This window comes from Tessaracoccus coleopterorum (assembly GCF_011174705.1).
In the GTDB taxonomy this organism is placed as follows: Bacteria; Actinomycetota; Actinomycetes; order Propionibacteriales; family Propionibacteriaceae; genus Arachnia; species Arachnia coleopterorum.
On record NZ_JAANIJ010000001.1, the window covers coordinates 3,158,144 to 3,176,537 of the forward strand.

At 69.3% G+C, this 18,394-nt stretch carries 13 protein-coding genes and 11 pseudogenes; 19 read left to right on the forward strand and 5 right to left on the reverse strand.

Annotated features, from left to right (window positions below):
- Window positions 1-14 precede the first annotated feature (14 nt).
- From rimO to G7085_RS20290, 4 genes and pseudogenes are all read left to right on the forward strand, one after another.
- Window positions 15-1,426: pseudogene (gene rimO / locus G7085_RS20275) on the forward strand (30S ribosomal protein S12 methylthiotransferase RimO).
- Window positions 1,423-2,009 (forward strand): annotated as a pseudogene (gene pgsA / locus G7085_RS20280) (CDP-diacylglycerol--glycerol-3-phosphate 3-phosphatidyltransferase). The pseudogenes rimO and pgsA overlap by 4 nt, the downstream one beginning before the upstream one ends.
- Window positions 2,010-2,018: 9 nt before the next feature.
- Complete coding sequence (locus G7085_RS20285; protein WP_197512237.1) at window positions 2,019-2,417, forward strand: CinA family protein; 399 nt, start codon at window positions 2,019-2,021, stop codon at window positions 2,415-2,417.
- 172 nt (window positions 2,418-2,589) lie between these two features.
- Complete coding sequence (locus G7085_RS20290; protein ID WP_331715842.1) at window positions 2,590-2,865, forward strand: helix-turn-helix domain-containing protein; 276 nt, start codon at window positions 2,590-2,592, stop codon at window positions 2,863-2,865.
- A 27-nt stretch (window positions 2,866-2,892) separates the two neighbouring features.
- Here G7085_RS20290 and G7085_RS20295 read toward each other — a convergent pair.
- Window positions 2,893-3,629, reverse strand: a pseudogene (locus G7085_RS20295) (DeoR/GlpR family DNA-binding transcription regulator); the annotation flags it as partial.
- 275 nt (window positions 3,630-3,904) lie between these two features.
- Between G7085_RS20295 and G7085_RS33440 the strand changes: the two are divergent.
- From G7085_RS33440 to G7085_RS28245, 6 genes and pseudogenes are all read left to right on the forward strand, one after another.
- Complete coding sequence (locus G7085_RS33440) at window positions 3,905-4,012, forward strand: DUF3046 domain-containing protein (protein WP_331715843.1); 108 nt, start codon at window positions 3,905-3,907, stop codon at window positions 4,010-4,012.
- A gap of 170 nt (window positions 4,013-4,182) precedes the next feature.
- Window positions 4,183-5,226 carry a recombinase RecA gene (gene recA, locus G7085_RS20305; protein WP_197512239.1) on the forward strand — a complete coding sequence of 348 codons (1,044 nt, stop codon included), beginning with the start codon at window positions 4,183-4,185 and terminating at the stop codon, window positions 5,224-5,226.
- Window positions 5,227-5,257: 31 nt separating this feature from the next.
- A pseudogene (locus tag G7085_RS35735) lies at window positions 5,258-5,365 on the forward strand (regulatory protein RecX); the annotation flags it as partial.
- Between the two features lie 184 nt (window positions 5,366-5,549).
- Window positions 5,550-5,708 (forward strand): annotated as a pseudogene (locus G7085_RS35740) (hypothetical protein); the annotation flags it as partial.
- A gap of 273 nt (window positions 5,709-5,981) precedes the next feature.
- A complete protein-coding gene (locus G7085_RS28235; RefSeq protein ID WP_231979758.1) occupies window positions 5,982-6,812 on the forward strand; it encodes an Rnase Y domain-containing protein in 831 nt (276 codons plus the stop codon).
- A gap of 610 nt (window positions 6,813-7,422) precedes the next feature.
- Window positions 7,423-7,569 (forward strand): hypothetical protein, encoded by a 147-nt coding sequence (locus tag G7085_RS28245; protein ID WP_231980836.1) that lies wholly within the window; start codon window positions 7,423-7,425, stop codon window positions 7,567-7,569.
- Between the two features lie 113 nt (window positions 7,570-7,682).
- Here the strand turns inward: G7085_RS28245 and G7085_RS28255 are convergent.
- A pseudogene (locus G7085_RS28255) lies at window positions 7,683-8,351 on the reverse strand (aldose epimerase family protein); the annotation flags it as partial.
- 167 nt (window positions 8,352-8,518) lie between these two features.
- On the opposite strand from G7085_RS28255, the pseudogene miaB reads away from it, so the two are divergent.
- A pseudogene (miaB, locus tag G7085_RS20325) lies at window positions 8,519-9,985 on the forward strand (tRNA (N6-isopentenyl adenosine(37)-C2)-methylthiotransferase MiaB).
- A gap of 22 nt (window positions 9,986-10,007) precedes the next feature.
- Here the strand turns inward: miaB and G7085_RS20330 are convergent.
- Window positions 10,008-10,265: an antitoxin gene (locus G7085_RS20330; RefSeq protein ID WP_231979759.1), complete on the reverse strand. Its 258-nt coding sequence runs from the start codon at window positions 10,263-10,265 to the stop codon at window positions 10,008-10,010.
- Window positions 10,266-10,299: 34 nt separating this feature from the next.
- Between G7085_RS20330 and miaA the strand changes: the two genes are divergently transcribed.
- The 6 genes and pseudogenes from miaA (at window position 10,300) to G7085_RS20360 (ending at window position 16,440) form a co-directional block, all read left to right on the forward strand.
- Window positions 10,300-11,190, forward strand: a complete 891-nt coding sequence (gene miaA, locus G7085_RS20335) for a tRNA (adenosine(37)-N6)-dimethylallyltransferase MiaA (RefSeq protein ID WP_331715845.1) — start codon at window positions 10,300-10,302, stop codon at window positions 11,188-11,190.
- Window positions 11,191-11,212: 22 nt separating this feature from the next.
- A pseudogene (gene dapF, locus G7085_RS20340) lies at window positions 11,213-12,027 on the forward strand (diaminopimelate epimerase).
- 73 nt (window positions 12,028-12,100) lie between these two features.
- Window positions 12,101-13,508 (forward strand): annotated as a pseudogene (gene hflX / locus G7085_RS20345) (GTPase HflX).
- A 66-nt stretch (window positions 13,509-13,574) separates the two neighbouring features.
- A pseudogene (locus tag G7085_RS20350) lies at window positions 13,575-15,489 on the forward strand (ATP-dependent DNA helicase).
- On the forward strand, window positions 15,440-16,036 hold the full coding sequence (locus tag G7085_RS20355; protein ID WP_331715846.1) for an NAD-dependent epimerase/dehydratase family protein: 597 nt from the start codon (window positions 15,440-15,442) through the stop codon (window positions 16,034-16,036). Before G7085_RS20350 ends, G7085_RS20355 begins: the two are co-directional and overlap by 50 nt.
- Window positions 16,003-16,440 carry a hypothetical protein gene (locus G7085_RS20360; protein ID WP_197512244.1) on the forward strand — a complete coding sequence of 146 codons (438 nt, stop codon included), beginning with the start codon at window positions 16,003-16,005 and terminating at the stop codon, window positions 16,438-16,440. The genes G7085_RS20355 and G7085_RS20360 overlap by 34 nt, the downstream gene beginning before the upstream one ends.
- Here the strand turns inward: G7085_RS20360 and lexA are convergent, their stop codons facing one another.
- Together lexA and G7085_RS28270 are read right to left on the reverse strand one after the other, a co-directional pair.
- Entirely contained in the window at window positions 16,441-16,749 is a 309-nt protein-coding gene (gene lexA, locus G7085_RS28265; RefSeq protein ID WP_331715847.1) for a transcriptional repressor LexA, read from the reverse strand. It lies immediately after the preceding gene.
- A 196-nt stretch (window positions 16,750-16,945) separates the two neighbouring features.
- A pseudogene (locus tag G7085_RS28270) lies at window positions 16,946-17,074 on the reverse strand (LexA family protein); the annotation flags it as partial.
- Window positions 17,075-17,366: 292 nt separating this feature from the next.
- Here G7085_RS28270 and G7085_RS20370 point away from each other — a divergent pair.
- Together G7085_RS20370 and nrdR are read left to right on the forward strand one after the other, a co-directional pair.
- Complete coding sequence (locus G7085_RS20370) at window positions 17,367-17,696, forward strand: hypothetical protein (RefSeq protein WP_197512245.1); 330 nt, start codon at window positions 17,367-17,369, stop codon at window positions 17,694-17,696.
- Window positions 17,697-17,877: 181 nt separating this feature from the next.
- Window positions 17,878-18,390, forward strand: a complete 513-nt coding sequence (gene nrdR / locus G7085_RS20375; protein WP_197512246.1) for a transcriptional regulator NrdR — start codon at window positions 17,878-17,880, stop codon at window positions 18,388-18,390.
- Window positions 18,391-18,394 lie beyond the last annotated feature (4 nt).

The following is an 18,394-nucleotide window of genomic DNA, read 5'->3' on the forward strand; positions in this document are numbered from 1 at the left end:
GGATAATGGTCCAGATGACCAGCCAGCTCCGCTCCGTACACATCGCCTCCCTGGGATGCGCCCGCAACGACGTCGACTCCGAGGAGCTCGCCGCCCGACTCGAGATGGGTGGCTTCGTCCTCGTCGACACCGCCGAGGAGGCCGAGACGGTGGTGGTCAACACCTGCGGTTTCGTGGAGCAGGCGAAGAAGGACTCGATCGACACCCTGCTCGCGGCGTCCGATCTCAAGGACGACGGCACCGTCCGGTCGGTGGTGGCCGTCGGGTGCATGGCCGAGCGCTACGGCGTCGAACTCGCCACCGCGCTGCCCGAGGCGGATGCCGTCCTCGGGTTCGATGCCTACACCGACATCGCAGAGAGGCTCCGCTCCATCCTCGACGGTGAGGAGCAGATCTCGCACGTGCCCCGGGACCGACGCAAGCTGCTTCCGCTCACCCCGTCGGCCCGCCCGCAGCCGCGGTCGGCGTCGCGACGCCCGGCCATGCCGCCCTACCCGAAGGGTTGGCCCCGCTGAGCGGCCCACCGATGCTGCGCCGCAGGCTCGGCCGTGGCCCCGCCGCGTCGCTCAAGATCGCCTCGGGCTGCGACCGGCGCTGCGCCTTCTGCGCGATCCCGGCCTTCCGGGGCAGCTACCTGTCGCGCCCCATCGACGAGCTCGAGGCCGAGGCCCGCTGGCTCGTCGAGGACGGCGTGCGCGAGCTGTTCCTCGTCTCCGAGAACACCTCCTCCTACGGCAAGGACCTCGGCTCCGAGCACCGCCTCGAGCGGCTGCTCGGGCGGCTGTCCGGCATCGACGGCCTCGAGTGGATCCGCGTCAGCTACCTGCAGCCCGCCGAGATCCGGCCCGGCCTGATCGACGCGATGCTCGGCGTGGACAAGGTGGTGCCCTACTTCGACCTCAGCTTCCAGCACGCGTCACGCTCCGTCCTGCGCGGCATGCGCCGCTTCGGCGACCCGGACAGCTTCCTGTCCCTCATCGGGCAGATCCGGTCGCGCGCCCCGCAGGCCGGCATCCGCAGCAACGTGATCGCCGGCTTCCCGGGCGAGACCGAGGCCGACGTCGAGATCCTGCGTCAGTTCATCGTGGCGGCGAACCTCGACGTGCTCGGCGTGTTCGGCTACTCCGACGAGGAGGGAACCGAGGGTATCGACCTGCCGGGACACCTGCCCGAGGAGGAGATCGAGGACCGCAGGGCCATGCTCGCCGACCTCGCCCTCGAGGTGTGCGAGGCGCGTGCAGCCGACCGCATCGGTGACGACGTCCTCGTGCTGGTGGAGGAGGAGGACGGCACCGGACGGGCCGAACACCAGGCGCCCGAGACCGATGGCATCGTCACTCTCGCATCCCCGGCGGCGGTAGGCTCGATAATCGCAGCCCGGGTGACCGACTCGGAGGGCATCGACCTGATCGCGGAGGCGAAATGAGCGAGGACAAGCCGAGCAACTGGAACGTTCCCAACATCCTGACGGTGATCCGGATCATCCTGGTGCCCGTCTACGTGGCGCTGATGTTCCTCGGACCCGACCAGTTCACCTGGCGGCTCGCGGCGACCATCGTGTTCACGGTGGCGATGCTGACCGACCTGGCCGACGGGTACATCGCCCGCAGGTACAACCTGATCACCGACTTCGGGAAGCTGTGGGACCCGATCGCCGACAAGGCACTCACGGGGCGGCCTTCATCTCGCTCAGCATCCTCGGCGAGCTGCCCTGGGTGTTCACCATCATCATCCTGGTGCGGGAGTGGGGGATCACCTGGGTGCGTGAGCGCCTGAAGAGGTACGGAACGGTGATGGCCGCCAACAAGGGAGGCAAGGCAAAGACGCTGACGCAGACCTTCGCGCTCATCCTGTTCAACCTGAACCTCGCCTTCCTGCCCGGGCCGCTGCAGGTGCTCGCGTGGATCCTCATGTGGGCCGCGCTCATCCTGACCGTGCTCACGGGCGCCGACTACCTGCGCCACGCCTGGCGGATCCGGCGTGACGCCCTGAAGAACGCCCAAGCCTAGGAGCAGGACATGTCACTGGCCCAAGACGTCATCGCCAAGATGACCGAGCGGTCCATCACGCTCTCGACCTGCGAGTCGATCACCGGCGGCGGGATCGGTGCGGCCCTGACCTCCGTGCCGGGGGCCTCCGCCGTCTTCCGCGGAGCGCTGGTCACCTACGCGAGGGAGCTCAAGACCTCGCTCGCCGGGGTCGACGAGGCACTGATCGAGCGTGAGGGCGTCATCAACGAACTCACCGCGCTGCAGATGGCGCTCGGGGCGCAGGCCGCATGCGAGTCGGACTGGGCGGTGGCGACCACGGGAGTGGCCGGGCCGACGGAGGCCGACGGCGCGAAGGTGGGCACCGTGTGGTTCGCTGTCGTGGGGCCCGGGTGGGCATGTCCGACCCGCCTTCCTATACGGAGCTGAAGCAGTTCCAGGGCGACCGCGAACAGATCCGCGGCGCCGCAGTCGAGCACGCGTTCGAGATGCTGCTGCGGGTCTTGTGAAAGCTCTGCTCACGGGGAACAAATGACAACCCGGTCGGGTTAAACCATCTGACGGCGTGCAACCGGCAACGCCAGAACGATAGGTGAGAGCCGTGAAGACGATTCTGATTCGTAAGGTGATGGGTGAGACTCTCCGGGAACTCCGGATGGCCTCCGGCATGACCCTGCGCGAGGTCTCCATGGCGTCCATGGTGTCGCTCGGCTATCTCTCCGAGATCGAGCGCGGCCACAAGGAGGCCTCCAGCGAGGTCCTGTCCTCGATCGCGTCCGCCCTGAACGTGAGCCTCTCGGAGCTGATGATCAGCGTCAGCGGGAAGCTAGCTGCCCTCGAGGCCGAACGGTTGCCGCGGGTGGCGGCGGCCGCGTAGCGAGATGTCTCCATGGCGTACCTCGTCGACGACGTGCACCTCGATGCCCGCGTCGCGGAGCGCCTGGAGTTCGGCCTCAGGAGCGCCCGAGTCGGTGACGAGGACGTGGAAGTCGGAGACGTCTGCCATCTTGGCCAACGTGCGGTGTCCGATCTTGGTCGAGTCGACCGCGACGATCACCCGCTGGGCGCGTTCGATCATCGCGTAGTTGGTCCTGGCCTCCGTCTCATCGTGCGTCGTCAGGCCCCGGTGGCGCTGACGCCGTCCGCACCGACGACCGCGGTGCCCACGTTGACGAGCTTCATGGTCGACTCGGCCAGCGATCCCACCACCTCGAGCGAACTGGGGCGCAGCACACCGCCGGCGATGAGGACGCGGGCCTGCCCTGCTCGGCGGCCTCCATCCCGATGCTCAGTGAGTTGGTGATGATCGTGAGGTCGCGGCGGCCGTGCAGCGCACGCAGCACCTCGGCGGTGGTGGTGCCGCCGGTGAGCCCTATCGCGTGGCGGCCCTGCGGGATCAGCGAGGCGACCATCCGCGCGATCCTGCGCTTGGCCTCCTGATGGCGGCCGTCGCGCAGCCGCACGGGGAGCTCCCGGTTGCCCTGCACGGGTCGGGCGCCCCGTGGGTGCGTTCCAGCAGCCCTGGGCCGCGAGCAGCGCGACATCGCGGCGGATCGTGGCGGCGGAGGCATCGAGCGTCTCCGCCAGATGGGAGAGCGACACCTGGCCCTGTTCGGCGAGGATCGCGAGCAGCGCAACCATCCGGTCGGATCGCTTGTGGCTCGGTGTTCCGGGAGCGTTCACGAGTCTTGAGCTCCTTTGCGTTGCTGGTTCGTAGGAGTGAGCGCGCGGCTCACCCTTCGAACAGAAATCCTAAACGATGTGAGCGGAGATGATCGCGTGTCGCTCATTTTGGTGAGCGACTGTGCGGGCTCCCAGTCGGGTACGGTGTGAGGCGTGCGTGAGGTGGAGTTGTGGCAGCGGATCAACCAGGTGTTGCCCGGGGGTATGCGGCGTCCTGGGCCGACCAGGTCGTCATGGAGGAGCTCGGCAGCCGCACCGTGCGCGAGGCGCTCGCCGCCGGGATCCCGTGCAAGCGCATCTGGCGCGCCGTCTGGGCCCAACTGGAGCTCCCGCGAACCTGAGGTGAGCCGTCGGCGTGTCGTTTCCCCATTCGAACGGGTGTTCCCTAGGATGGGTGACAGTTCTGCACAGGGCGGAGCCGCGATGGGGAATTGTCGTAGCGCCTTCCTACAGTGATGATCGAACACACCAACTGGTCCACGACGGGCCAGTGCGAGGAAGGAAATGACCGATGGCCGTTGCGGATCGGAACAAGGCGCTGGAAGCGGCGCTCGCGCAGATCGAGAAGGCCCACGGGAAGGGCTCGATCATGCGCCTGGGCGAGGACTCCCGTCAGCCCATGGATGTCATCCCGACCGGGTCGGTCGCGCTCGACGTGGCGCTCGGTGTCGGCGGCCTGCCGCGCGGTCGCGTCGTCGAGATCTACGGACCTGAGTCCAGCGGTAAGACCACGGTCGCGCTCCACGCGGTGGCCAACGCCCAGCGCGGCGGCGGCATCTGTGCCTTCATCGACGCCGAGCATGCGCTCGATCCCGACTACGCGCAGAGGCTCGGCGTCAACACCGATGAACTGCTCGTCTCCCAGCCCGACAATGGTGAGCAGGCCCTCGAGATCGCCGACACGCTGGTGCGCTCCGGTGCCCTGTCTCTTGTCGTCATCGACTCCGTCGCCGCGCTCACCCCGCGCGCCGAGATCGAGGGCGAGATGGGTGACTCCCATGTCGGCCTCCAGGCCCGCCTCATGAGCCAGGCGCTGCGCAAGATGACAGGTGCCCTCAAGACGACGAACACCACCGCGATCTTCATCAACCAGCTCCGCGAGAAGATCGGCGTCATGTTCGGCAGCCCCGAGACCACCACCGGTGGCCGCGCGCTGAAGTTCTACTCGTCCGTGCGCCTTGACGTGCGCCGCATCGAGACGCTCAAGGACGGCACCGACATGGTCGGCAACCGTACCCGCGTCAAGGTCGTCAAGAACAAGGTGGCCCCGCCGTTCAAGCAGGCCGAGTTCGACATCATCTACGGCGAGGGCATCTCCCGCGAAGGCTCCCTCATCGACATGGGCGTGGACGCGGGCATCATCCGCAAGGCCGGCGCGTGGTTCACCTACGAGTCCGACCAGCTCGGCCAGGGCAAGGAGAACGCCCGCAACTTCCTGAAGAACAACCCCGACGTCGCCAACGAGATCGAGCGGCGGATCCGTCTGCACCTCGGCGTCGACAAGGCAGAGGTGCCGGAGGGTGTCAACCCTGAGACGGGCGAAGTTGACTTCTGAGCAGGGCGACGAGCGGGCCACCCAACTCGAGGTGGCCCGCAGGATCGCGCTCGATCAGCTCACCGTGCGGCAGCGCTCCGAGGAGGAGCTCCGTCAGGCGATGGCGCGGCGCAACGTGCCAGCCGACATCGCAGCCGAGATCCTCGAACGGTTCGGCGAGGTGGGGCTGATCGACGACGCGTCATTCGCCCGCGCGCTCACGGAGTCGCGGTCGCGGCACAGCCTGAGGGCAAGGCCCGCATCCGGCAGGAACTGCGGGAGAAGGGGTCGACCGCGAGACCGCGGAGGAGGCCCTCGCGGGGCTCGATCCGGAGGACGAGTATGCGGCGGCCCTCGAACTGGCCAGGCGCAAGGCGCGTGCCATGAGCTCACTCGAACCCCACGTGGCACGCAGGCGCCTCGCAGGGATGCTTGCGCGCAGGGGCTTCTCCGGGGCGTCGTGTCGTCCGTCGTTTCGGCCGTCACAGGGGAGATCCGGTTGAGTTTTCCACAGGGGAGCAATAGGCTCAGGCCAAGGTCACAGGACCCCGCATGAACTGGACGGCCAGCACCTGGCCTTTTTGATACGACGAATTCTCCTCATCACGCCGGCGCCCGCGCCGGACGAAAAGCTCAGTATTCGACGGCGCATTCCGGCGCCGTGATCCGCACCCCGGCCGCCGAAGGCAGGGGTAGCAGCCGTCAACCTTTCTGCGTACCCCTGTGGCGGGACATGATCCGACAGGAGGGAAGCACGCATGCCAGAGGTAGGTTGGTTGCTCGCGGGCGTGGCCCTCATCACCACCGTCGTCCTCGCAATCCTGTTGGCGCGGGCCGGGCGGCTCGCGAGGGAGGAACGCGCGGGCCAGGACGCGAGGGTCAACGCCGAGATCGCCGCGCTGCGCGCCACCGCGCAGGAGTCGGCCGACCTGCTGCGCGGCGACGCCCAGCGGGTCTTCGACGAGGCGGGCCGGCGCGCCCGCACCACGATCGAGGACGCCGAGCGACGCAGGGCGGACGTCGAGGCGACCCTCGAGTCCAAGCGGGCTGAGGTGCGCGACGAGAGGGCCGCGCAGGAACGCCGCGAGACCCGCCTGCACGAGCGCGAGGACAGGGTCGCCTCCGACACCGAGGCCCTCGCAGTGAAGGCCGAACGGCTCGAGAGCCAGCGGCTGCAACTGCGCGAGGCGCGCGACGAGGTCGCGGCCCGGCGGGAGCGCATTGACGCCGAACTGGAGCGGGTCGCGGGGATCTCCGTCGACGAGGCGCGCCACGAGGTGCTCGCCGAGGCCGAACGCCAGGCGAAACTCGCCGCTTCCGTGATCGCCCGCGACATCGAGTCCACCGCCAAGCGCGAGGCCGACAAGCTCGCCCGCTCGATCATCGTGACGGCCATCCAGCGGGTCGCCTCCGAACAGACCAACGAGTCGGTCGTCAGCACCGTCGACCTGCCGAGCGACGAGATGAAGGGTCGCATCATCGGCCGCGAGGGCCGCAACATCCGCGCCTTCGAGCAGATCACCGGCGTCAACCTGCTCATCGACGACACCCCGAGTCGGTGCTGCTCAGCAGCTTCGACCCGGTGCGCCGCGAGACCGCGCGCCTGACCCTCGTCGACCTCGTCGCCGACGGTCGGATCCACCCGGCCCGCATCGAGGAGGTCTACGAGCGCAGCCAGCGCAGGATGGGTGAGCGCGTCGAACGGGCCGCCGAGGACGCCCTCACCGAGGTCGGCATCGTCGACCTCCACCCCGACCTCATTCCCATCCTCGGGTCGCTGGCGTTCCGCACGTCGTACGGGCAGAACGTGCTGCGTCACCTCGTCGAGAGCGCGCACCTCGCCGGCGTGATGGCGGCCGAGCTGGGGCTGAACGTGGCCGTCGTGAAGCGTGCCGCCTTCCTGCACGACATCGGAAAGGCCCTCACCCACGAGGTGGAGGGCCCCACGCCATCATCGGCGCCGAGCTGCTGCGCAGGTACGGCGAGCACGAGGACATCGTGCACGCCGTCGAGGCCCACCACAACGAGGTCGAGCCGCACACGGTTGAGGCGGTCCTCGTGCAGGCGGCCGACGCCATCTCGGGGTCGAGACCGGGGGCCAGGCGCGAGTCGCTCGAGGCCTACGTCGAGCGGATGGAGAACCTGGAGCACATCGCCACCGCGCACGAGGGCGTCCAGCGTGCCTACGCCATGCAGGCCGGCCGCGAGATGCGCGTCATGGTCGCCCCCGAGGTGATCGACGACGCGGGCGCCCACGCGCTGGCCCGGGACATCGCGGCCGAGGTCGAGAAGAACCTCAGCTACCCGGGCCAGATCCGGATCACCGTGGTGCGGGAGTCCCGCGCCACGGAGACCGCGCACTGACGGCGGGGATCAGCCGATCCGGATACCCCAGACAGACGTGGTCGTCTCTCCGGGCTGCAGCACGGTGAGCGAGTCGTGGGTCGGGCCCTCGTTGAACGCGTCCGGTCCGCACGTCATCGGCTCGATCGCCATGGCGTCGCGCGTGGGGTTGGTGTAGACCTGCGCCCACGGCTGCGTCGCGTCGGCCCAGAACACGACGCGGTGGCCGGGGTCTCGAGCGTGATCTGCCAGTCGCCGATCGGATCGACGAACGCCGAGTCGAAGAAGGTGTCGCCCACCGGGCGCGGCGCCACGAAGTCGTGCGCGGCCGTGACCGGCCCGAGCCCGATCGGGAGCAGCCGGGCCTCATCGACCCGCAGCTCACGCGAGAAGGGAAGCGTCAGGGTGGAGGCGGCCAGATCCGCGGCCACGTACGGGTGGGCGCCGTATCCGTATGGCGCGCCGGTCGCTCCCACGTTGGTGGACCGGACGGTGACCTTCAGCCCGTCCGCATCGAGGCTGTGGGTGATCTCGACGTCGAGGACGCCGTCCCACCCCTGCTGCGGGAAGATGGTTGCCGCGAGCGTGACGGTGTCAGCGGTGTGGGTGACGAGCCGCCATGGCATGCCCTCACCGAGCCCGTGCAACGCGGTGTGCCGGTCGACCTCGGTGATGGCGAGCTGGTGGTCGACGCCGTTGAAGCTGTAGCGGCCGTCGCGGATCCGGTTGGGCCAGGGCACCAGCTGGCGCCCCATCGAACCGCGCGGGGCCTCGTCCTCGGCGAACGTGTAGAGGATCTCGGCCCCTCGAGGGTGAGGCTGCGCAGCGTGGCGCCGACCTCGGTCACCACGGCGGCGTACGGGCCGGACGTGATCTGGAACTGCTGACCGGTGGGGAGTGTCGTCATGGGGAGAGCCTAGTGCGGCTCACCTTTGGGAGCACGGCGCCCGACGACTAGCATGGTCGGGCTATGACTACCGAGCGCACCTACCACGTCATCACCTACGGGTGCCAGATGAACGTCCACGACTCCGAGCGGATCAGCGGCCTCCTCGAGGAGGCCGGGTTGACCCGGGTCGAGGATGGCCGCAGCGACGCCCTCGGCGCGGGGGCCGACGTGGTCGTGTTCAACACCTGCGCGGTGCGCGAGAACGCGGACAACCGCCTGTACGGCAACCTCGGCCACATGGCCAGCGTCAAGGCGCAGCACCCCGGCCTCCAGATCGCCGTCGGCGGCTGCATGGCGCAGAAGGACCGCGACACCATCCTGCGGAAGGCACCCTGGGTCGACGTCGTCTTCGGCACCCACAACGTGGGGCCCTGCCGCGGCTTCTCGAGCGGGCGCGGGTGGAGCGTGAGGCGCAGATCGAGATCAAGGAGGCACTGGAGACCTTCCCCAGCAACCTCCCGAGCCGACGCGAGTCCCCCTACTCGGCGTGGGTGTCCGTCAGCGTCGGTTGCAACAACACGTGCACCTTCTGCATCGTGCCTGCGTTGCGCGGCAGGGAGGCCGACCGCAGGCCCGGCGACATCCTCGGCGAGATCGAGATGCTGGTGGCGCAGGGCGTGCAGGAGATCACCCTGCTCGGCCAGAACGTCAACGCGTACGGCGTCGAGTTCGGCGACCGCCGGGCGTTCGCCAAGCTGCTGCGCGCCTGCGGCGACATCGAGGGCCTCGAGCGGGTCCGGTTCACCTCGCCGCACCCGAAGGACTTCACCGACGACGTCATCGAGGCGATGGCCGCCACCCCAACGTGATGCCGCAACTGCACATGCCGCTGCAGTCGGGCTCCGACGCGATCCTGAGGTCGATGCGTCGCTCCTACCGGTCGCAGAAGTTCCTCGGCATCCTGGAGCGGGTCCGGGCGGCGATGCCCGAGGCGGCCATCACGACCGACATCATCGTCGGTTTCCCCGGCGAGACCGAGGAGGACTTCCAGGCGACGATGGACGTGGTCCGGGAGGCCCGTTTCTCGGCCGCCTTCACGTTCCAGTACTCCATCCGTCCCGGCACGCCGGCCGCCACCATGGACAACCAGGTGCCGAAGGCCGTTGTGCAGGAGCGCTACGACCGGCTCATCGCGCTCGTCAACGATCTGTCCTGGGAGGAGAACCGGCGCTTCGTCGGGCGCGACATCGAGGTCATGTTCGCCACCGGGAGGGTCGCAAGGACGCGGAGACGCACCGCATGAGCGGAAGGGCCCGCGACAACCGCCTGGTGCACGTCACGGTGCCCGCCGGTGTGGAGCGGCCACGGCCGGGCGACATCGCGACGGTGAGGGTGACGCACGCGGCCCCGCACCACCTCAACTCGGACGCGGGTTTCACCGGCCTGCGCCGCACCCGGGGCGGCGACGCCTGGGAGGCGGCCACCACCGCACCGAAGCCCATGGGTGTGGGCCTCGGCATGCCGACGGTCGGGCCCCGGGAGGCCTGACCCTCGACAACAGGGGGTCTGCCTACTTGCCCGTCAGCTTGTCGAGCTGCTCGTTGGCGAAGTCCTGTGCCTGATCGACCTTGTCGGCGTACTTGCCCTCGGTCTTCTCATCGACGAGATCTCCAGCCTTCTCGATGCCTTCCTCGATCTTCTGCTCGTGCTCCTTGGCCAGACCGCCGAGGTCGTCAAGAATGCCCATGGTTTTGTCTCCCTTCACTTCGTTGGATGCTGCAGCGATATTCTGCCCAGTCGGGAACGGCCCGCGGGCGATTTCGGTCAAACTGGCAAGATGTTCAGGTGCCCATTCCCTGATCGTGCTGGTAGGTCCCACCGCCACCGGAAAGTCCGGTCTCGCCGTCGAGGTCGCGACCGAGCTGAGGGCTGCAGGGCGATCCGCGGAGATCGTCAACGCAGACTCGATGCTCATCTACCGGGGCATGGACATCGGAACCGCCAAACCGGGCCTTGAGGAACGTCGCGGCATCCCTCACCACCTCATCGACATCGCCGAGGTGACGCAGGGCGCGACAGTCGCCGGGTTCCAGGCGCGGGCACGCTCCGTCATCTCCGATCTGCGCTCCCGCGGCCGCGTGCCGATCCTCGTCGGCGGATCGGCCCTCTACACACGCGCCGTGATCGACGAGTTCGACTTTCCCGGCTCCGACGACGCCGTCCGCGCCCGCTGGGAGGCCGAGTTGGAGCGGATCGGCGCCGTCGAACTGCACCGGCACCTGACCCGGGTCGCTCCGGAGTCGGCCGCCAAGATCGAGCCGGGCAACGGACGGCGCACCGTGCGCGCCCTCGAGGTACTCGAGTTGACCGGCGGCCACCGACCCCACATCCCGGAGTGGACCTACGCCTTGGACGACGTCCACCAGTTCGGCCTGTTCCTGGAGCGGGAGGAGCTCGATGCCCGCATCGACGCCCGCGTCGACCAGATGTGGGAGGACGGCCTCGTCGACGAGGTGCGCGGGCTGCTGGGCAGGGGCCTTCGCGAGGGTGTGACCGCGGTGCGGGCCATCGGATACCGGCAGGTCATCGACCTGATCGACGGCCTGATCACCGAGGATGAGGCGAAGGCCGCGGTGAAGAGCAGGACCCGCCGGTTCTTCCGCAAGCAGCTCGGCTGGTACCGCCGCGATCCGCGGATCGAATGGCTGCACGCCTCCGCCCCGACAACGCCGCGACCATCCTCAGCCGGATAGACTTGGCCTCCAGGAGGTCGTGATGCGCAGGTACAGCTACCACAAGGGCCACGGGACGAAGAACGACTTCATCATCCTCGACGACTCGTACGGCATGCACGAGATGCAGCGGGACTTCATCCGGGTGCTCACCGACCGCCACTCGGGCATCGGCGCGGATGGCGTGATCCGGGTGGTGCGGGCCGGGAGCATCCGGGACTGGGACGGCGACCCGCGCCTCTGGTTCATGGACTACTACAACGCCGACGGCACCACCGCGGAGATGTGCGGTAACGGGTTGCGCGTGTTCGCCCGGCATCTGATCAACGAGCAACTCGTCGACAGCGGCGACTTCGACGTCGCCACCCGGGCGGGCGTCAAGCATGTCCGGATCAGCCGCTTCGGGCAGATCAGCACCGACATCGGCGCGGCCGGCGTCTCCGACGAGCCGGTCGCGGTGTCCCTCGGCGACACCCGGTGGGACGCGGCGAAGGTCGACGTCGGAAATCCGCACGCGGTGGTCTTCGTCGACGACGACGTGCTGGACGGCCTCGATCTCCATACCGCGCCGGTCTGGAGCCCCGCGGAGGCTTTCCCCGAGGGGCCAACGTCGAGTTCGTCCACGTCGACGGGCCCGGCACGCTCTCCATGCGCGTTCACGAACGGGGAGTGGGGGAGACGATGAGCTGCGGGACCGGGGTCGTCGCGACGGCGGCCGCCTACCGTGCCCGCACCGGCTTCGACGGCCAGATCGACGTCACGGTCCCGGGTGGGTCGCTCACGGTCACCTTCGATGGAGACGAGGCCCGCCTCACCGGCCCCGCCGTCATCGTGGGGCGCGGCGAGTTCTGGATCTGAGGCCGCGGGTTTTCCCCAGGCTTGGCGCGGCCACTTGGTCGGGCTTGCCGCGGCTGGGACAATGGGCGGCAACATGGATGGAACTTACGAAGACTTCGACGTCGCAGACGACAATTTCGACGGCGACCAGGAAGACCTCGCGGCGCGGCACTCGTTGCGCAGGGTCGCGGGATGCGCACCGAACTCGAGGACGTCACGGAGGTCGAGTACCGGCAGCTGCGCCTGGAACGTGTCGTCCTGGTCAGCGTCTGGACGACCGGCTCCCAGGAGGACGTCGACAACGCACTGGCGGAGCTGAAGCTCCTCGCGGAGACGGCCGGATCGGAGGTGCTCGATTCCCTCATCCAGCGCCGGTCCTCACCCGACCCCGCCACCTACATCGGCAGCGGCAAGGTCGCGGAGCTCGCCGAGGTCGTGCACGCCACCGGCGCGGACACCGTGATCTGCGACGGAGAACTCGAACCGGCGCAGCTGCGCAACCTGGAGGACCGTGTCAAGGTCAAGGTGGTCGACCGCACCGCCCTGATCCTCGACATCTTCGCCCAGCACGCCAAGAGTGCGGAGGGCAAGGCCCAGGTCGAGCTCGCGCAGCTGCAGTACCTGCGCCAGCGGCTCCGCGGCTGGGGCGGAAACCTGTCACGTCAGGCCGGTGGACGCGCCGCGGGTGGAGCCGGCATCGGCGGCCGCGGCCCGGTGAGACCAAGATCGAGACCGACCGCCGCCGCATCAGGACGCGGATCTCCCAGCTGAGGCGCAGGCTCCGCGAGATGGACGCCACCCGCGAGGGCAAGCGGGCAGAGCGCCGCCGCAACCAGGTGCCGTCGGTGGCGATCGTCGGGTACACCAACGCGGGCAAGTCGTCGCTGCTGAACCGACTCACCGGGGCGGGGGTGCTGGTGGAGGACGCGCTGTTCGCCACGCTCGACCCCACCACCAGGCGGGCCGAGACCAGCGACTCCCGCGTCTACACGCTCACCGACACCGTCGGCTTCGTCCGGCACCTGCCGCACGACCTCGTCGAGGCCTTCCGCTCCACGCTCGAGGAGTCGGCGCTCGCGGACCTGCTGCTCCACGTCGTCGACGCCTCCGACCCCGACCCCGAGGGTCAGATCGCGGCCGTCAACACGGTGCTGGCGGAGATCGGCGCGGCCCAGGTGCCCGAACTGATCGTGCTGAACAAGTCCGACCTCGCCGATGACGCGACCCTGCTCGCGCTGCGCGCCAACCATCCGGGGTCGGTGGTCGTGTCGGCACGGACCGGAGAGGGCATCGACGAACTGCTCCCCGCGATCGAGGCGGCGCTGCCGCGACCCGAGGTCGAGTTGACGGTGCTGGTGCCGTACTCGCGCGGCGACCTCATCGACCGCATCCACAAGACCGGCATCATCGACACCCTCGAACACACAGGCGAGGGCACCCTCGTCACGGCGCGGGTCAAGCCCGACCTTGCCGGCGACCTGCAGGAATTCGCCCGTGGCTGATCACGCCGGTATCCTCTCGGCCGCGGTCGGGGGATCCACGGGCAGGCCCGCCCCGGCCAGCAGGTGATGGCCGAGGCGGTCGCCGAGGCCATTGAGGGCGGGGTGCACCTGCTCGTCCAGGCCGGCACGGGAACGGGCAAGTCACTCGGCTACCTGGCGCCCGCGCTCGCCAGGTGCGCCACCACCGACGAGCGCGTCGTCATCGCGACCGCGACGCTCGCTCTGCAGGCCCAGCTCGCCAACAAGGACATCCCGACGGCCCTCGACGCGGTGGAGGAGGTCACCGGCGAGCGACCGCGGGCCGCTGTCCTCAAGGGCCGCACCAACTACGCCTGCCTGTACCGGGCACGGCAGGGCAGCGAACTCGAGCAGGACACCCTGATCGGCGCCTCCGCCCTCGCAGACGCCGCCGCCTCATCCTCGGCCGACGACGTCAGCAGGCTCGGTGCCGAGGTGCTGGCACTGCGCGAGTGGATCGAGGAGGAGGCCCGGCGGGGCGGACTCGCCGATCGTGACGACGCCCCACCCACACGGCGCGGGGATGGGCGCAGGTGTCGATCCCCAGCCGCGAGTGCCTCGGTGCGGCGAACTGCCCTTCGGCGCGGAGTGCTTCGTGGAGGCGTCCCGCGAGGAGGCCCGCAACGCGCAGCTGATCGTCACCAACCACGCCCTGCTCGCCATCCACGCGATGCACGGCGGCACGGTTCTGCCTGAGCATTCGGCCCTGATCATCGACGAGGCGCACGAGCTGGTGAGCCGCATCACGACGGCGGCCACCGATGAGCTGTCACCCGGGATCGTGGAGCGGGCAGCGCGGCGTGCTCTGACCTGGCTCACCGACGACGACCTCGCCACCGACTTCCTGGACCAGTCGGATGTGCTGCGCGAGGCGCTCGAGGAGTCCGAGCTCACCCGCATCATGGCCGCCTCCGCGCCGCTGCCGTACGCCGCCGCGCAACTGCGCGATGTGGCCCGCCGGTGGTGGGCGTTCTCAACAAGGTGACCGACGAGCCCGAGGCCCAGCAGGCCGCCTCCGCCGTCCAGGAGATCCTCGACGTGGCAGGACGGATCGCCGCCCTCGCGGATGCCGACGTCGTGTGGGTGACCCACTCTGACATCCTGGGCCGCTCCGCCTACGTCGCCCCGCTCAACGTCGCCGGCCTGCTGCGCAGCGAGGTGTTCGGCGAGACGACCACCGTGCTCACCTCCGCTACCCTCTCGCTCGGCGGCACCTTCGAGCCGGCCGCCGCATCCGTCGGGCTGCGCGCCGCCGACCGGATCGGACCCGATGGTGAACCGGCCGACGAGTTCGCCTGGCGGGGCCTCGACGTGGGCTCTCCCTTCGACTACGGCAGGCAGGGCATCCTGTATCTGGCGAAGCGCCTCCCGGCGCCCGGCCGGGACGGGATGAACGCGGCGACGCTCACCGAGATCGCCCAGTTGATGTGGGCGGCCGAGGGGCGCACGCTCGGGCTGTTCGCGTCGCGGCGGGCGGCCGAACAGGCGGCCGAGTTCTGCAGGCGCGAGCTGCCCGACCGGACCATTCTGTGCCAGGGCGATGCCCAGCTCTCCGAGCTGACGAGGCGGTTCTCGGCGGAGCCTGAGACGTCGCTGTTCGGCACCATGTCGCTCTGGCAGGGCGTCGACGTACCCGGCGAGACCTGCCAACTCGTGATCATCGACAAGATCCCGTTCCCGAGGCCCGACGACCCGCTGATGCAGGCCCGCAAAAAGGCGGTGGATGACTCGGGCGGCAACGGCTTCATGTCGGTGGCCGCGACGCACGCGGCGCTCCTTCTCGCCCAGGGCGCGGGCGTCTGATCCGACGCTCGGAGGACAGGGGGTGGTGGCGATGCTCGACCCGCGCCTCGTGACGGCGCGCTACGGATCGTTCCTGAAGGCGTCCCTCCCGGACTTCTGGCAGACCACCGATGTCGACACGGCCGTCCAGGCGCTGCGCCGCCTGCGCGGCAAGGAGTAGCGGTGCGGCGGGTGCTGGTACTCGGGGAACCGGGTGGTTGGGCGCTGAGGTGGTGCGCCGGATGCTCGACGACGACGCCTCGGTGACCTGCCTGGCCCGGGGCTCCGCCGAGGTGCCGGTGGGCGCCCGGCTCGTGCACGCAGACCGGGCGCTGCCCGGGGCCTACTCGGCGCTGACCGGCGACTGGGACCACGTGGTCGACCTGGCGACCGACCCTGCGATCGTGCGCCCCGCCGTCGCGGCGCTGGCGGCGCGGGCAGGCCACTGGAGCTACGTGTCGACGGTTTCGGTCTACCGTGACCACGCCGAGGCGGGGCAGGACGAGGGCGCCGCGCTGCTGGAGGCGGGCCCGCAGGGGTACGGCGAGCAGAAGGTCGCCTCGGAGGAGGCCGTGACCGAGGGCCTCGGGTCCAGGGCCCTCATCGTGCGGCCCGGGCTGATCGTCGGCCCGGGGATCCGAGCGACCGGTTCGGTTACTGGCCCGCCCGCTTCGCCCGCGGAGGCCGCGTCGTGGTGCCGACGGCGCACGGGCGCCACGCCCAGGTGATCGACGTGGCCGACCTGGCCGACTGGATCTGCCGGGCCGGAGTGGCCGACATGACGGGCACCGTCGATGCAGTCGGGCCTCCTCTGCGCCTGACGGACGTGCTCGCCGCCGCGTCGTGCGCGGCCGGGTTCGACGGCACGACGGTGGAACTGGACGATGACGCCCTGCTGGCGGGCGGGGTGCGGCACTGGGCGGGCCCCGGCTCGCTCCCGCTGTGGCTGCCGCCGGAGCTCGACGGCATGGCCGGGCGCAGCGGGGCCGCCTTCATCCGTGCGGGTGGCCGCGCGCGGCCACTGGCCGACACGATGGCGCGGGTACTGACCGATGAGCGGCGCAGGGGACTGACCCGGGTGCGTCGCTCCGGACTCACGGACGCGGAGGAGGCGGCCCTCACGGGCGCCTGATCACAGCTTGCGCAGCACCGCGATGACCCGGCCCATGATCTGCGCGTGGGTGCCGTCGATCGGGGAGTAGCGGTCGTTGTGCGGCAGCAGCCACACGTTGCCACTCCGGCGGCTGAACGTCTTGACGGTCGCCTCATCGTCGAGCAGGGCCGCCACGATGTCGCCGTTGACCGCGTCGTTCTGGCGCCGGACGACCACCCAGTCGCCGTTGCAGATCGCCGCGTCGACCATCGAGTCGCCCTGGACCTCGAGCATGAACACCTCGCTGTCGCCCACCAACTGCTTCGGCAGGGCGAAGACGTCGTCCACCTGCTGTTCGGCGAGGATGGGGCCGCCCGCCGCGATCCGGCCGAGGAGGGGGCCGCGACCGACGTCGGGTTCCAGTCGAAGGTCTGCTCCGGGGCCATCGGGTGCTCGGGCTCCGGGAGTTGCACCACGACCGCGCGGGCATGTTGGGGTTGCGTCGGATGAAGCCCTTGTCCTCGAGGATCCTGAGCTGGTAGGCCACCGACGAGGTCGAGTGCAGACCCGCGCGTGCCGCGACCTCGCGGATGCTCGGCGGGTAGCCGACCTCTTCGATGGAGTCCTTGATCACCTTGAGGATCGCCAGCTGGCGCCTCGTGAGACCGTGCATGTTCTCCCGCTGTCGGGGAACGGGGTGATCTTGCCCAGCTGAGCTTCGAGCGAGGCATTGGTGGGCCGTCCGCGGCGAGGGTCTTGTCAGGCATGCATCAAGGGTAGCGCGCGCAGGGAACGTCTGTTCGAAAAGTGCCGGGTGTGTCGTGCGTGTCGTGGAAATGTCGGGGCCGTCGTGTTGGGTACGAATCGAAGGCGCAGAAAATCGGTCTCGAACGGATGTTCCAATCGAGCCGGAGATGCGCTAGAGTCTCATTCGAACAGGTGTTCAAGACGAAAGGGTGGTCGAGATGGCCGCAGCAGTTTCCTTCCAGGTGGTCGACGCAGGGTCGCGTCGGGTCGTCGCCGTCTCGCCGGCCGGCAGGCCGGACCTGCACCTCCCACAGGCCCGCCCGGCCCGTGGGGTCCGTCCCGGATGCGTGTCGCGCGCCGCCGCCTGCTCGGTGGAGCGACGCGCGAAGGGTTCGGCGCTCATGTGTCTGAAGGTGGCGGCGGTGGCGCTGCTGACCGTCGTCGGCGGCGTGGTGTCCGTGTCGCAGTTCGTGGCCGATGCCGCAGCCGGGCAGTCCACCGGATATGTCGCGGGCGACCCCGCCTGGGCACACGTCACGCAGCCCTGACAGGTTCCCGCGTGGCGCGGGAATGAGGGTGGGCGTGTCGCTTGTGCCGGGGCGTCCGTGGGCCTACGATCCCTATATCTAGTGGTTACCGGGTGTCTGCCCCACAAGAACTTGTGGTTTTGGTGGGAACGTGGCACCTTGGTACCTCACTTGGGAAACGCGAAGGTTGGGTCCACGAATCATGCACTGCCCGTTCTGTCGGCACGGTGACACCAAGGTGTCGGATTCCCGTGCCACCGAGGATGGTTCCGCCATCCGGCGCAGGCGTGCGTGCCCGATGTGTGAGCGCAAGTTCACCACCGTGGAACAGATCGTGCTGAGCGTCGTCAAGCGCTCCGGTGTGGTCGAGGCCTTCAGCAGGGAAAAGGTGGTCCGTGGCGTGTCCAAGGCATGCAAGGGTCGACCCGTCTCCCCGGCGCAGCTCGCCTCCCTCGCCCAGCGGGTGGAGGAGTCGCTCCGTGCCTCCGGTTACGCCGAGATCCCCTCGGAGAAGATCGGGGTGGCGATCCTCGGACCGCTCGAGGAACTCGACGCCGTGGCATACCTGCGTTTCGCCAGTGTGTACAAGAACTACGACTCGGTCGACGATTTCCAGCGTGAGATCGACGCCCTGAGGCTCACCGCCATGGAGACGAGTGTCCCAAGTCGCGATGTGCCCGTGGGTGCACTCAGCCAGGAACCGCTGATCGGTTGAGGGC